Source organism: Amycolatopsis sp. WAC 01376 (assembly GCF_003947415.1).
GTDB lineage: Bacteria > Actinomycetota > Actinomycetes > Mycobacteriales > Pseudonocardiaceae > Amycolatopsis.
In genome coordinates this window covers 1,347,124-1,361,759 of record NZ_QHKL01000001.1, presented here as the reverse complement: position 1 = coordinate 1,361,759, position 14,636 = coordinate 1,347,124, and the positions used below count along the sequence as shown (strand labels likewise).

Sequence of the window (14,636 nt, the reverse complement as noted above, 5' to 3'; positions counted from 1 at the left end):
GACCCAACCACGGCCCACCGACATTTCTTCCTCGTCCGCTCAGCGAGACGCGACGAGTTTCGCGTAGCGCGTCCCGGCGCCGAGCAACACCAGACCGGCGAGGAGGAAAGCGGCGACCCTGGCGAGACCGTCGAGCGCGGAGAGGTCGAACAGCACCAGCTTCAGCACCGCCGCCCCGACCAGCACGAACCCGATCACCCGCAGGCTGACCGCGGAGATGCCGCGGATGAGCAGCACCAGCGCGGCGACCGTCCAGGACACCGTGATCACCACGTGGCCGACCAGGAAACCCGAGCGGCCGGGGACGGCCAGCAGCGCGCCGCACAGCACCATCGCGCCCGCGCCGTAGAGCCCGCAGACCCCGGCGAAGAGCCACGGCACCACGTTCTCCGACGCGGCCTTGAACAGCCCGAGCCGATGCGCGACCCACGGAAGCGTGATCGAGACCGCCAGGATCGCGACGGCCACCAGCAAGGAGGCGGCGAGGTCGGCGTCCGGCCGGTTCCTGATCAGGAAGAACAGCGTCGGCGGGACGTCGAAGGCCAGCGCGATCATGCCGCCGATGACGGCGAAGCCCAGCCCGCCGAAGAGCGCGACGTGCTTCTTCGTCCACAGCGCGACCAGTGCCAGCAGAACGCCTTCGCCGATGAGGATCGCCGAACGGGCACTGCCGTCGAACAGCGTCATCGTCGTCTGCAGGGCCGCCAGGAGCCCGGCGGCGCCAGCGAGGTCACCCGTCCAGCCGTCGAGCCACTGCCCGGCCGCCCACACCCCGAGCAGCACCAGCGCCACCGACGCGGTGACGAGCACGGCCGGGGTCTTCGGCAGGAACAACGCGGCGAGCAACGACGGCGCCGGCGCGACGGCCAGCAGGGCGAGCGCGGCGGCGTCCCCAGGCCGCTTGGCCGTGACGATCAGCGCCAGCGCGAGTGCGACGCCTCCCGCGGCCAGCGCGGCGGCAGTGTTGGCGGTGCTGCCACCGAAACCGGTGAACGCCGTGCTGAAGACCGACGCGACCAGCGGCGGGATCCCGGCCGCGACCGCCACCGACGGCCACGACTGGCGCAACTGCACCGGCGTCGAAGCGACCTGGACCACCAGCAGGAACGCGACCAGCTGCGGGGTGAAACCCTGCGTGATGATCGGCGCGCAGACCACACAGCCGAGCACGACGGCCGTCGCGAGCAGCGAAGACTTCCACCGCACGGCCAGCAGCAACCCGCCGACCGCGATCAGGAGCCCGATCGCGAGACCGGCGTAGGCAGGGAGGTACTCGTACATCGTCGTCGCGGCGATGGCGTCGAGGTACAACGCCCCGATCCCGGTCGCGGCGACCGCGAACGCGCCCGTGCGGCCCGCCGGCGTGCGGTGCAGGCGAAGCCCGATCCCGACCAGCGCCGCACCGAGCACGGCGCCCCCGAGCACCCGCGGCAACGGGCCGAACCAGCCACGCTGGATCGCGAGCACGAGGAACAGCACGACACCCAGCAGCGTGACCGCGCCACCGATCCAGGCCAGCAGCCTGCTGCCGGCGCCTTCCTTGCTCAGCTTCTCGCCGAGCGTGACCTTCGGGGCAGGCTGATACGGGCGGTAGGGCTGCTGCGGCGCGTGCTGCTGCCGGTACTGCTGTTGCTGCCACTGCGCGTACTGGGCCTGCTGGTATTGCTGCTGGTAGTGGGCGTACTGCGGGTGCTGGTACTGGGGGTGGGGGTACGGCTGCTGCGGCACCTGGGGCTGCGGTGCCTGCTGGGCTTGCGGCTGGGGCTGCTCGGCTGGCGGCTGCTGGGCCTGCTCGGCTTGGGGCTGGGCCTGCGGTGCCTGCTGCTCTGCTTGCGGTGCCTGCTGCTCGGGCTGCGCGGGCTGCTCTTGGGCAGCCTGCTCAGGCGCCTCTTCGCGCGTCGGCTCCGCTCCTGATCGGACGGTCCGCAGCTCCGTACCGACCCGCGCGAGGCGGGCCCCAAGGTCGTCGATCTCCCCGGCGAGCCTGAGGAGCACATCCCCATCGGTGGTCATGGCGACCAGCATGCGGCCTGAGACCCGCCGATGGATCCGTAGCACTACTCAATCGTGATGACGATGTGGTCGCGACCTGCAAGATCATCGAGATCGAGCCCACACCCGAAGCGCCCGCAGAAGGTCGATGTACCGGAAGCCCGGCCAGTTGGCGTCGCAGAAGTACAGCTGGGAATCCTTCGCCTGCCAAAGCAGGAATCCGGACAGCCGGACCTCGCCGCTCGTCCGGATGATCAGGTCCGGATCGGGACTGCCCACCGTGTACAGATGCGCGGAAAGGGCGTCCACGGAAACGGTTTCCGCGATCTCCACAAGGGACTTGCCGTCCGCCGCCCCTTCGAGCACCAGATCGCGCACGGCGTCGACGATCTCCTCGCGGCTTCCGTACCCGATGGCGAGAGTCAGCTCAGGCCCCGTCGCGCCGCGAGTGTCCTCTTCGGCCTGCTTCAGCACTTCGGCCGTGGACGACGGCAGCATGTCGAGACGCCCCACAGGCACGACACGCCAGTTCGCACCCGGCGCGGTGAGCCGGTCACGGACGACGTCCTCGATCACCTGCATCAGGAAGGCCATCTCCGGCGACGCACGCTTCGTCAGATTGTCGACCGAAGCGAGGTACACCGTCACGTGCCCGATGCCGAGGCCTTCGCACCACGTCATCAACCGCGCGATGTGCCGGGCGCCGTGCCGATGCCCCTCGCGGACGTCCTCGAACCCCATCCGGCGAGCCCAGCGACGGTTGCCGTCGATGATCACGCCGACATGCCGCGGTAGCGGGCCTCGGCGAAGACGTGCGCGGAGCCGTCGCGCGTAGAGGTCGTCGAGTCTGGTCCGGACGCTCATGGAGGCGAAGCTACCGAAAGAGAACGTTCTTCACTCCGGCCGAGTGGTCCACAGCGCGCTGATCGGGAGACAAGCGAGGTTCTCTCCGAAGGGAAGCTGCTGGTCGCCGCAATAGAGGACGAAACCGGCACGAAACCGGTCGCCCAGCCGGCGTTGCAGAACCCGGATCGAGCGAAAATCGTCGGTCCGGACGGTTTCCGCGGCCTTCACTTCGATAGCCACCACCAGACCGGCGTTGTCCTCCAGCACCGCGTCGACCTCGTAGCCGTCGCGGTCACGATAGTGATGCAGACGAGGCATCGTCTGGCTCCACGTGATCTGGCGGGCAAGTTCGCCGATGACGAAGGTTTCGACCAGTCCGCCGGTCGTGGCGTCGTTGTTGACGCCGGAGACGAGGTGCCCTGCCAGCCCCACGTCGTTGAACACCAGCTTCGGCGTGGCGACCGCCCGTGTCGTCGCGTTCGCCGACCACGCCGGAATCAATCGGATGAGGTAGATCAGCTCGAGGAGTCCGACGTAATCACGGACAGTCGACGCGGGGAGAGCCAGATCCGATGAAAGCCGGCTGTAGTTGAGCAAGCCGCCGGACTGGGCCGCGAGCGTTCCGATCAATCGCCGCATATCGGAGATGCGTTGGATGTCCGCGACTTGGTGCACGTCCCGGCTCATGATGTCGTCGAGATACGACCTGAAAAACTGAGCACGCCGCCGGGGCGTTTCACGACGAACGGCTTCGGGGTATCCACCACGAGCGGCAAGAGCCAGATAGTCGCGGCGGCGCAAGGTCGAGGATACTGCTCGCAGCCGACTGCCGTGCTCGAACGCGGCGTCGACGAAACCATCGGGCTTGCCAGTGATTTCCCCCTGCGACAAGGGGAACAGTTCGATCGTCTCCGAGCGTCCCGGCAGGGAATCAGGAAGTTGACTCAAGCCGAGCAGCCGTGCCGAGCCGGTCAACAGGAACCGCCCCGGACGCGGGTCTCGGTCCACTATGTGCTTGATGGTCAGCCACAGTTCCGGAACCCGCTGGACCTCATCGATGAGCATGGCCCCCGGCGCGTCCAGAAATGCCACTGGATCCGCAGCGGCCGAAGCCCTGGTCCGCGGATCATCCAGGTATCGCCGCACGCCAGCAGGGTGGTCACGCAAACACAGTTCGGCAAGGGTGCTTTTACCCGTTTGACGTGCTCCGTTGAGGATGACGACACGCGTGTCGCCGAGCGCCTCCACGACCATGTCAGCGGCTCTGCGCGGAAGGTAGCCGTCAGCTCTGTGCACGGCTCGACCCTACCAGCGTCCGTGGATCTGCCGATACACGTGTCGCTGGTCTGCCGAAGATGTTGTCGCTGATCTGCCGATCTATAGCCCGCGCATCTGCCGACTCAAGACCGCTCGTGGGTGCCCCGGACAGACTCATCGACCGTCCGGCACCGGATCTTGAGTCTGGAATGACCGCGATTCCGGCCAGGCAGCCCCTGTCGACCCGCCTCGCCATCGACGGCGGAGTCGCGCCTTGTCTGGACGCTCATGAAGGCGAAGCCGCCGAAATCCGGTGATGCGCGGCGGCGACGAGCGGACCGTGCTCATCCCATCTCGGGAGATGCCCAGCCCGGCCTTGATGACTGCGTCTCCCGCCCCTAGACAGGTTCACTGTCGCCGCCAGGCGGCAACGCGCGGCGTGGATCCTGGAACTGGGCGAGGTCTTCGCCGTCGACATTTTCAAGGAATGCGAAGGCGTCCTCCGGCATGTCGTTCCAGCGAGTCAGCCAATTGGCGAAGTCGTCCTGACGAGTCCGCTTGTACGGCACGATCAGCTCACGGGGCCGGGCTCATGAGTTCGATGCTCCGCCACTAAGGTGTTACCCCGATCACGGAGGGTCAGGGGGGCATCATGAGTGATGATCAGGAATCCACAAAGAAGAGCGGCTGGGGTCAACTCGGCCATCAATGGATCACCGCGATCGCCGCATTGGTGACCGCGTTGGCCGGGGCCGGTTTCTTCCTCGGCCGCACGAGCGCTCCGGACGCGGAACAGTCGAAGGCAACGACCGTCTCCTCGACTGAGACGGTCACCGTCACCGCGACGCCAGAAGTTCGGCCCGTCGGTGAAGCCCCGACAACAGCACCGCAACCCAAGACCGACGGAGCGGTCTACTGGACCGGCGAGCTCACGTGGGGCAAGTTCAACCTCGACCACAACCCACCGAATTACACCGACGGTGAGTACCTCGCCAGAATTTCGAGCGACTCCTTGTATGTCAAAGGAAATACGATCGTGACGTCCTGGAAGAAGAGCGGACGGCCAGGCAAAGGCGAGTGCGCTTCGGCCGTGGACACGGACGGCTCCAACCAGGTCCAGGTCACTACCGGAAATCAGGTATGCGGGCGCACTGCCGAGGGACGGATCTTCGTCCTTGACGTGGTCGGTGCCGGTAACACCATTCGTACCAAGGTCACCGTCTGGAACAAGTGAGCCGAACCGGCAGCCGAGCGGTCGCGTGGTTCTCCGTCGGGCGCGTTCCACCTGCGAGCGACAGGCAGCACACGCGGCAATGGAGGTTTCAGTACTCTGCGCGCACACGAGCTACGCTTGTGATGTCGCCCGAGCAGGTCAGGACGACGCGGAGTGTGGCGCCGTGGGCATCGCACGAGTCGCAAGGCCATGTGCACCCGGGGAATACCGGGACCCTGGCCTTACGCATGTCCGAACTGCGCATCACTTCCGAACCGGGTATCGGAATTTCTCCATACTGGCCTGATGAACCCCGGTGAAACGCTCCTCAGCACGTCGCGCACCTTCGAACTGTGGCGATACGGCGCCGGACACTCGCAGTTGTTCCTCCGATCCGTCTTCAGGCCGGACGAGGACCCCGCCGAACTCCACTTCGAAGGCGTCCGATCCATGCACTTCGACAGCCTCCACTTTCCCGAACTGACCGTGTGGAGAGACGAAGACGAGGTTCTCGAGAACGAGAAGTACCGCTTCCACAACCTGCGGATCGAATTGAGGTCCCCGAAGCACACCGGCGTGATCACCGCCGACTGCATGACCTACATCGACGGGACCTACCCCGACGGCACGACCAAATGGTGGGTGACCGCCCCTCGCGGCGAGGCGATCGGCGGCGGAGACCGGCCCACCTGCGAGTGACAGACACCACAGGCGACAATGGAGGACGTGACAGCCACCCTGAGCAAGCCCGTCCTGAAGATCGGCCCCTACGAGGTCGATCCGCCGGTCGTGCTCGCTCCCATGGCGGGCATCACCAACGTCGCGTTCCGGCAGCTGTGCCAGGAGTACGGCGCGGGTATCTACGTCTGCGAGATGATCACCGCCCGCGCGGTGGTCGAGCGCCACCCCGGCACCATGCACATGATGACCTTCGGCGAGAACGAAAAGCCCAGGTCCATGCAGCTTTACGGGGTCGACCCCAAGACCATGGCCGAGGCCGTCCGCATCATCACCGGCGAAGGGCTCGCCGACCACATCGACAGCAACTTCGGCTGCCCGGTGGCGAAGGTGACGCGCAAGGGCGGCGGAGCGGCCTTGCCGTTCAAACGCAAGCTGTTCGCGGACATCGTGCGCGAGTCGGCGAAGGCCGCGGCCGAGGCGGGTGTGCCGTTCACGGTCAAGTTCCGGGTGGGCATCGACGACGACCATCTCACCTATCTCGACGCCGGGCGGATCGCCGAGGCGGAGGGCGCGGCGGCGGTCAGCCTGCACGCGCGCACCGCCGCGCAGCGCTACTCCGGCCAGGCCGACTGGACGAAGATCGCGGCGCTCAAGGAAGCCGTCACCAGTATCCCGGTGCTCGGCAACGGCGACATCTTCTCCGCCGAAGACGCGTTGCGCATGGTCGACGAGACCGGCTGCGACGGTGTCGTGGTCGGACGCGGTTGCTTGGGCAGGCCTTGGCTGTTCGGCGAACTGGAAGCCGCCTTCGCCGGGCGTCCGCAGCCGACGCCGCCGAATCTCGGCGAAGTCGCGAAAGTCTTGCGCCGCCACACGGAATTGCTCGTCGAACACGACGGCCACGACAAGGCGATGCGGGACATCCGCAAGCACATGGCTTGGTACTTCATGGGTTTCCCGGTCGGCTCCGAACTTCGCCGCGGCTTCGCGATGTTGTCCGGTATGGACGAACTCGACGATCTCATCGCCAAGCTCGACCACGACGCCCCGTTCCCCAGCGCCGCCACCGGGCCGCGCGGGCGGCAGGGTTCGCCGGGCAAGGTCACGCTGCCGCACGGCTGGCTCGACGACCCGGACGACGACTGCGTCCCCGAAGCCGAGGACATGCACTCGGGCGGCTGACCGTCCCCGTAAAGTCGGTGCCGTGATCGAGCAGCTGACCATTCCCACCGACGCCGGTTCCTTCGACGCCATCGCGGCGGGCCCCGAAGACGGCCGCCCCGTCCTGTTGCTGCACGGGTTTCCCGAGGCAGCGGTGGAATGGGAGCACCAGGTCGCCACGCTCGGCGTGCTGGGCTATCGCGCGGTGGCACCGGATCAGCGCGGTTACTCGCCGGACGTCCGGCCGGAACAGGCGTCCGAGTACAACATGGACTACCTCGTCGCTGACGTCATCGCGATCGCGGATCGCTTGGGGTGGAACGAATTCGATCTCGTCGGGCACGATTGGGGCGGCGCCGTCGCGTGGTGGACGGCCGACGCGCATCCCGGCAGGCTCCGCAGTCTCGCCGTCATTTCGACGCCGCATCCGGCGGCGCTGGCGGAGGCCATGAAGACCGACGAGGACCAGCACCTCCGTTCGGGGTACATGACCGAATGGCGGCAGACCCGCGTCACCGAACGGCGGATGCTCGAGAACAACGCCGACGCGCTGCGCCGCATGTTCGACTGGAAGCTACCACCGAGCAAGGTCGACGAGTACGTCCGGCGGCTGTCCGAACCGGGCGCGCTGACCGCCGCGCTCAATTGGTACCGCGCCGGCCGTCCCGGCGGGAAGATCGGGCCGATCGAGGTTCCGACGCTCTACATCTGGAGCACCGAGGACGCCGCCTTCGGGTCGACGGCCGCGCTCGACACCGCGAACCGGGTCACCGGCCCGTACCGCTTCGAGATGATCGAGGACGCCTCCCACTGGGTGGTGGAAGAGGCGCCCGAGGCCGTCACTTCTTTGCTCGTGGAGCACCTCTCATCCCACTAACAGGGGTAACTCTGGTCGCGGTACCGGTTACAGCGAGCCTGCTGGTTCAGTGGGTCCGGTGAACGAAACGACCGAAGTGGACACCGAACGCATCGTCTACGTCACCGAGGACGGCGAGCCGACCGGCGAAACCGCGCCCAAGCTGGCCGCGCACCACGAGCACACCAGGCTGCACCTGGCGTTCTCCTGTTACCTGCTGCGCAGCAGCGACCAGGCCCTGCTGATCACCAGCCGCGCGGCCACCAAGAAGGTGTGGCCCCGGGTCTGGACCAACAGTGTCTGCGGGCATCCCGCACCCGGTGAGCCGATCGAGGAGGCCGTCCGGCGCCGTGCCGACTTCGAGCTCGGCTTGCCCCGGCTGAACGGGCTCCGCTGCGTCCTTCCGGCGTACCGCTACTCCACGCCACCATTCGATGGAGTGGTCGAGAACGAGTTCTGCCCGGTCTTCGTCGCCTGGGTCGACGAAGATCCGGAACCGCATCCGGACGAGGTCGGCGACTGGCGCTGGGTGAGCTGGAATGATTACGCACTGTTGCTGAATGACGATGTGACTGACGTGAGTTACTGGGCGAAAGATCAGTTTTCGCAGCTCAAAGACGCCGAGCCGTTTTCGGCCTTACAGAACGGCACTTCGGTGCGTGACAATGGTGCTCGACCGTCGTCCACTTGAGCGATATTCACTTTGGACCGTACTCATACCTCAAGAGATCCCTCCTATACGACGAAAACCAATTCGTGGCGGAGGTGAGCGTGGCAGCCGACGACGAGGCCGCGCTCCCATCGGGCGCGCCGGCCACCGATCTGCTCAGCCTCCACGAGTCGATCGCCGGGGTGCTCGCCACCCAGGGTGACTGGCGCCGCGCCTATCACCACCTCAAATCCGCCTTCGACCTCGCCAGGGCCGGCAGCCTGCGGGACACGCTGACGTCCAGCTACAACCGCCGCTACCTCGACCAGTGGCTGCACGGCCCGGCGGTCGGCCACCGCGGCCCGCCAGGGATCGCGATCGCGCTGGTCGACCTCGACCTGTTCAAGGGCGTCAACGACACTTTCGGGCATCTCGTCGGCGATCGGGTGCTGCGTGAAGTTGCCGATCTGCTGCAACAGGGGCTGCCGCCCGAGGCGTTCTGCGCCCGCTACGGCGGCGAGGAGTTCGCGCTCGTCATCCCGGACGTCGACGCCGCCCGCGCCGTGCGCATCGCGGACACCGCCCGTATCCGGGTCGCCCGCCATCCGTGGCGCCGGATCCGGCCCGGCCTGTCGGTGACGATCAGCGTGGGACTCTCGCACGAGAGCCGCGCGGAAGCGAATCCCGCGGTGGAACCGGAACGACAGTTGCGTAGTGCCGACGCTTTGTTGTATATGGCGAAACGGGCAGGACGGAACAAAGTCGCCTATCACGATGAGGAATCTTCACGGACGATTCCGCATCCGATGAACGCGGCGGACTCGGCCGGCGGCTAGGCCACTCACTCGGCCAACACTCGCACTCTGCGTAGTGGTTTCGCACCTTTTAACGCAGCTTTAACCACGACCGCTCACCCGATCGCATGGACCGCTCGGCGCTTCTCGGTACCTTGGGTGAAGAAAATTCCGGGATGGTTGTCGTCACGAACCCAAGGTGTCCGTACGATAACGAAAGAGCTTCGACCGATTCGTGAAAGGAGACCGAGTGCCCGACGAGCACCACAACCCGGGGACCGGTCGCCACAGCCAGACGGAGAGAAGTCCCGGTGAGCGCGGCCGCAGGGCTCGACGCCGCTCGATGGACACCCACGGCGGGATCAGCGTTTCCGACGTCGTCGCACGTCACACCGGTGAGCGCCCGACCTTCGACCCCGCCGCCGAGGCACCCGCTCCGCGCCGTCTCCGGCAGGACGAGCCGTCTCCCGAGCCTCCGAGACCCGGTGCGCGTGCCGCCAGGGTGGAGCCGCCCGCACCACGTCGGCCTCGTTCGGCCGCCCCCGTCGAAAGCCCGGCGCCCGCGCCTCGTGCGGCCGGCCCCGCCGCACCGCCTGTTCAGACGCCGCCCGCGGAGACCCCGCGCCCGCCTCGCGCACGCCAGCCGCGCCGCACTCCGCAGGTCGCGCCCACCCCCGAAGCGCCGACGCAGCGCCGTCCGCCGGTGGTGAATCCCGGCGCGCAGCAGCAGCCCGTCGCCCCGGCGCCCCCACGTCGTCCCCGCCGCCCGCCGCAGCGGCCGGTGCAGCAACCCCCGGTCGCCCCGGTCCCGCAGCCGTCCCTCTCGCCCGGTGTCCCGCCGCGGTCCGAGATGGACCCGCTCACGATGACCGACGAGCTCGAAGCGATCGACGACGCGACGATCATCAAACGCAAGATCGACCACACGCTCGCCCGGTTCTCCGCCGCGCACGACGAACTCGAGGCCGAAGAGGCCAAGAAACGCGAGCGCCGCGAACGGCTCGCTTCCCGTCCCGCAGCACTGCTGGAGCAGACCCGCACTGCCTTGCAGCGCGTGGTCACGACCACCGATTCCGAGCCTGCGGAGGCCTCCGGGGAATCGTCGCCGCAGACCCGCCTGCAGGAGAAGAAGGAACGCAAGACCAGGCAGACGGCCAAGGCCGGCCGGATCGCGGCCGCCGTCGTCGCCGCGCTCGTGTTCCTCTCCATCGGTTCGGCCTGGGGTGCCCAGACCTGGTTCGACGCGAAGTTCAACAACGTCGCCTCGCTCGACGAAGACTCCGCCGACATCCAGGACGCCGCCGGTCAGACCGGCGACGAGAACTTCCTGATGGTCGGCTCCGACACCCGTGACGGCGCGGCCGCCGAAGACGGCGTCGGCGACGCCGACGGCACCCCGGGTGCCCGTTCGGACACGGTGATGATCGCGCACGTCCCCGCCGACCGGCAGCGCGTCGTCATGGTGTCCTTCCCCCGCGACCTCGAGATCAACCGTCCCGAATGCAAGCGCTGGGACCCGGCGACGTCGTCGTACAAGGAAGAGACCTCGCCGGCGCAGAAGATCGCGAAGCTGAACACGGCCTACGCGGTCGGCGGCCCGCAGTGCGTCACGAAGGTCATCCAGCAGATCACCGGCATGAAGATGAACCACTTCGTCGGGATCGACTTCAACGGCTTCAAATCCATGGTCGACGCCGTGCAGGGCGTCACCGTGTACAACGAGAAGCCGGTCGACGACACCACGCTCGGCATGATCATCCCGCAGGCGGGCGAGGTCCGGATCTCCGGCGACCAGGCGCTGAACTACGTCCGCGCCCGGCACGTCAAGGGCGACCCGACGTCGGACTACGGCCGGATCAAACGGCAGCAGGCCTTCCTCGGCGCGTTGCTGAAGACGGTGATGTCGAAGGACGTCATCCTGGACACCGGCAAGCTCAGCGGTTTCATCGACGCGTTCGCCAAGGCCACCTTCGGCGAGAACCTCGGCATCAACCAGATGATGACGCTGGCGAAGTCGATGCGCGGGATGGGTTCGGACAAGGTCAAATTCCTCACCGTGCCCACCACCGAAGAGGCGAACAAGCGCGGCAACGAGGTCCTGGTGCAGAGCCGGGCGAAGGCCGTCTTCGACGCGCTGATCAACAACACCCCGCTGGAAGAGAAGGCGCCGGCGCCTCCCGCGAGCGACACGGCGGCCGCTCCGACCAGCTCCGCCAAGTCCGGTGGCGCCAAGAAGAGCACCAGCTCAGGCTGAGGATCATTCGTTAGTCCGGGTTCACGTCGGGTTCACTCTGGGATGCGGCTTTTGGTGCCCGTTCCCCGTAGGGTTGGGCCATGCGTGAGGCTTACCATGTCGAACTCGAACAGCTCGCCGAGAACCTAGCGAGCATGTCCCTCCAGGTCGCCGACGCGATGGAGCGGGCGACCCGGGCGTTGCTCGAGGTCGATCTCGGACTCGCCGAGCAGGTGATCAGCGACGACGCGAAGGTCGACGACGCGCGCGCCGAATGCGAGGAGCAGGCGTACGCGCTGCTGGCACTGCAGGCACCCGTCGCGACCGACCTGCGGACCGTCCTCGCCGCGATCCACGCGGCGGAAAGCCTGGAACGGATGGGCGATCTGGCGCTGCACGTGGCCAAGGCCGCGCGCCGCCGTCACCCGGACCCGGTGCTGCCCGACGAGGTGAAGGCCGACTTCGCCAAGATGGGCGAGGTCGGAGTGAGCCTGGCCCGCCAGGTCGAACAGGTCATCAAGTCCAAGGACGTCGAGGCCGCCCGCACGATCGAGTCGGACGACGACGAGGTCGACGAGATCCACAAGCACCTGTTCACCGTCATCATGGACCGGAACTGGGACCACGGCGTCGCCGCGGCCGTGGACGTCACCCTGCTGGGCCGCTTCTACGAGCGCTTCGCCGACCACGCCGTCTCGGTCGCGCGCCGGATGATCTTCGTGGTGACCGGCAAGATGCCCGGCTACGGACCCGACGAGCTGTAACTTCTGTCGAGCGCTGACGAAGGGGCCCTTCACCGCATGTGATGCGGTGAAGGGCCCCTTCTTCGTCACGTCAGCGCCCCGCCACGCTCGCCCAGGTCGTGAGTGGCGATTCGGGTTAGAACCCGCATCCTGTCTTACAAACCCTGTCGGGCGGGCACGTGTGCTCAGATGGACGACACGCGTGATTGGTTGGCCGACACGCGTGTCCAGCCGAACGACTCGCGGCGGGACCGGTCGCGTCCGCGTGTCGTCCATCCAGTCACGCGTGTCGTCCGTCGGAGCACACGTGCCGTCCACTCAGTTACGCGAAATCGACTCGATCTGGTCGCCCGGAAAGGGGTTGCGAAAGCCACTTTCGCAACCTTCAACGTTGCGAAAGTGGCTTTCGCAACGTCGCCTCGCCAGTCCAGCCCCCCAAAGCGCGTGAAGGCCCCCTTCCCTCGGCTGAGCCGAGGGAAGGGGGCCTTCACGCGCAAAAAAGACTCAGCCGAACCGGCCCGAGATGTAGTCCTCGGTCGCCTTCTCGTCCGGGTTCGAGAAGATCTTCTCGGTGTCGTTCAGCTCCACCAGGCGGCCCGGCTGGCCGACACCCGCCAGGTTGAAGAACGCGGTCTGGTCCGAGACCCGCGCCGCCTGCTGCATGTTGTGGGTCACGATGACGATCGTGTATTCCTTCTTGAGCTCGCCGATCAGGTCCTCGATGGCGAGCGTCGAGATCGGGTCGAGCGCGGAGCACGGTTCGTCCATCAGCAGCACGTCGGGCCGCACGGCGATCGCCCGCGCGATGCAGAGCCGCTGCTGCTGACCGCCGGAGAGGCCGCCGCCCGGTTTGTTGAGCCGGTCCTTGACCTCGTTCCACAGGTTCGCGCCGCGCAGCGCGCGCTCGGCGACCTCGTCGAGTTCCTTCTTGCCCTTGGCGCCGCCGAGGCGGAGGCCCGCCACGACGTTGTCGAGGATCGACATCGTCGGGAACGGGTTGGGCCGCTGGAACACCATGCCGATGGTGCGGCGGACCTGCACCGGGTCGACGCCGGCGCCGTAGATGTCCTCGCCGTCGAGCAGCACCTCGCCCTCGACGCGGGCGCCGGGGATGACTTCGTGCATGCGGTTCAGCGTGCGCAGCACCGTCGACTTGCCGCAGCCCGAAGGGCCGATGAACGCGGTGACGTTCCGCGGCGGCACCGAGAGGGTGACGCCGTCCACGGCGTGGAATTTGCCGTAGTAGATGTCCACGTCTTTGACGTCGATTCGTTTGGCCATCTCAAACAGCTCACTTCTTCTTCGGGGCGACAAGACGGGCAAAGAGCATGGCGAGGAGGTTCACGATCGCGATGATCAGCACCAGGGTGAGGGCGGCACCCCAGATCCTGTCGAAAGCGACGGTACCTTCGTCGAACGGGTTGCTGACCCGTTCGTTGTTCATCAGAAGCGGCAGAGCGGCCTGCTCGCCACCGAAGATGTCCCAGTTCACGTAGGCGGAGTAGCCCACGAGGACCAGCAGCGGCGCGGTCTCGCCCATGACCCGGGCGAGCGCCATCATGATGCCGCCGATGATGCCGGACAGCGCGGTCGGCAGGACGATCTTCATGATCGTCTTCCACTTCGGCACGCCGAGCGCGTAGGAGGCTTCGCGCAGGTCGTCGGGGACGATCCGCAGCATCTCCTCCGAGGACCGCACGACCACCGGGATCATCAGCAGCACCAGGGCGAGCGACACGGCGAAACCGCTGCGCGGGAGGCCGAACGTGGTGATCCACAGCGCGTAGATGAACAGCGCCGCGACGATCGAGGGGACACCGGAGAGGATGTCCACCATGAACGTCGTGGTCTTCGCCAGTTTGCCGCGGCCGTACTCGACCAGGTAGATCGCGACCAGCATGCCGATCGGGACCGCGATGATCGCGCAGACCACACCCTGCAGCACCGAGCCGATGACGGCGTGTGCCACGCCGCCGCCGACCACGTCCGACAGCACCGAGCCGAAGTCCTCGGTCCACCAGTTGCTGTAGGGGATCCGCTTGACGCCGTTGATGACCACCGTGGCGAGCAGCCACACCAGCGGCACGACGGCGATGAGGAACGACAGCCAGATCAGGGCCGTGGCGAGGCCGTTTTTGGCCTTCCGCGCGAGGCTGACCTGCTGGAAGGCGGGGGTGGTGGCGGGGGTTTTCTCGAGCGTGGTGGACATGC

The 14,636-nt window shown here is 67.1% G+C and carries 13 protein-coding genes; 8 read left to right on the top strand and 5 right to left on the bottom strand.

What is annotated here, in order from left to right; translation table 11 throughout:
* Positions 1-39: 39 nt before the first annotated feature.
* The 3 genes from DMH03_RS06520 to DMH03_RS06510 form a co-directional block, all read right to left on the bottom strand.
* On the bottom strand, positions 40-2,025 hold the full coding sequence (locus DMH03_RS06520) for a DUF2339 domain-containing protein (RefSeq protein ID WP_125791573.1): 1,986 nt from the start codon (positions 2,023-2,025) through the stop codon (positions 40-42).
* A 72-nt stretch (positions 2,026-2,097) separates the two neighbouring features.
* Positions 2,098-2,856, bottom strand: a complete 759-nt coding sequence (uppS, locus tag DMH03_RS06515; RefSeq protein WP_125791031.1) for a polyprenyl diphosphate synthase — start codon at positions 2,854-2,856, stop codon at positions 2,098-2,100.
* A gap of 30 nt (positions 2,857-2,886) precedes the next feature.
* On the bottom strand, positions 2,887-4,134 hold the full coding sequence (locus DMH03_RS06510) for an ATP-binding protein (RefSeq protein WP_233611299.1): 1,248 nt from the start codon (positions 4,132-4,134) through the stop codon (positions 2,887-2,889).
* Positions 4,135-4,747: 613 nt separating this feature from the next.
* Between DMH03_RS06510 and DMH03_RS06505 the strand changes: the two genes are divergently transcribed.
* The 8 genes from DMH03_RS06505 (at position 4,748) to phoU (ending at position 12,446) form a co-directional block, all read left to right on the top strand.
* Positions 4,748-5,329, top strand: a complete 582-nt coding sequence (locus DMH03_RS06505) for a hypothetical protein (protein WP_125791030.1) — start codon at positions 4,748-4,750, stop codon at positions 5,327-5,329.
* Between the two features lie 285 nt (positions 5,330-5,614).
* The gene (locus tag DMH03_RS06500; protein WP_125791029.1) at positions 5,615-6,007 is read left to right on the top strand and encodes a hypothetical protein; all 393 of its coding nucleotides are present in this window, start codon (positions 5,615-5,617) and stop codon (positions 6,005-6,007) included.
* Between the two features lie 18 nt (positions 6,008-6,025).
* Entirely contained in the window at positions 6,026-7,171 is a 1,146-nt protein-coding gene (dusB, locus tag DMH03_RS06495; protein ID WP_125791028.1) for a tRNA dihydrouridine synthase DusB, read from the top strand.
* 22 nt (positions 7,172-7,193) lie between these two features.
* Positions 7,194-8,027 carry an alpha/beta fold hydrolase gene (locus DMH03_RS06490; protein WP_125791027.1) on the top strand — a complete coding sequence of 278 codons (834 nt, stop codon included), beginning with the start codon at positions 7,194-7,196 and terminating at the stop codon, positions 8,025-8,027.
* A gap of 58 nt (positions 8,028-8,085) precedes the next feature.
* Positions 8,086-8,697 (top strand): isopentenyl-diphosphate Delta-isomerase, encoded by a 612-nt coding sequence (gene idi, locus DMH03_RS06485; RefSeq protein WP_125791026.1) that lies wholly within the window; start codon positions 8,086-8,088, stop codon positions 8,695-8,697.
* Positions 8,698-8,762: 65 nt separating this feature from the next.
* Positions 8,763-9,491, top strand: a complete 729-nt coding sequence (locus DMH03_RS06480) for a GGDEF domain-containing protein (protein ID WP_125791025.1) — start codon at positions 8,763-8,765, stop codon at positions 9,489-9,491.
* Positions 9,492-9,699: 208 nt separating this feature from the next.
* Positions 9,700-11,703, top strand: coding sequence for an LCP family protein (locus tag DMH03_RS06475; protein ID WP_370310650.1), 2,004 nt, complete (start codon positions 9,700-9,702; stop codon positions 11,701-11,703).
* Positions 11,704-11,783: 80 nt separating this feature from the next.
* A complete protein-coding gene (phoU, locus tag DMH03_RS06470; protein WP_125679662.1) occupies positions 11,784-12,446 on the top strand; it encodes a phosphate signaling complex protein PhoU in 663 nt (220 codons plus the stop codon).
* A gap of 483 nt (positions 12,447-12,929) precedes the next feature.
* On the opposite strand, the gene pstB is transcribed toward phoU, so the two are convergent.
* Both pstB and pstA read right to left on the bottom strand, forming a co-directional pair.
* Entirely contained in the window at positions 12,930-13,706 is a 777-nt protein-coding gene (pstB, locus tag DMH03_RS06460; RefSeq protein WP_125791023.1) for a phosphate ABC transporter ATP-binding protein PstB, read from the bottom strand.
* Between the two features lie 10 nt (positions 13,707-13,716).
* Complete coding sequence (gene pstA, locus DMH03_RS06455) at positions 13,717-14,634, bottom strand: phosphate ABC transporter permease PstA (protein WP_125791022.1); 918 nt, start codon at positions 14,632-14,634, stop codon at positions 13,717-13,719.
* Positions 14,635-14,636: the final 2 nt, after the last annotated feature.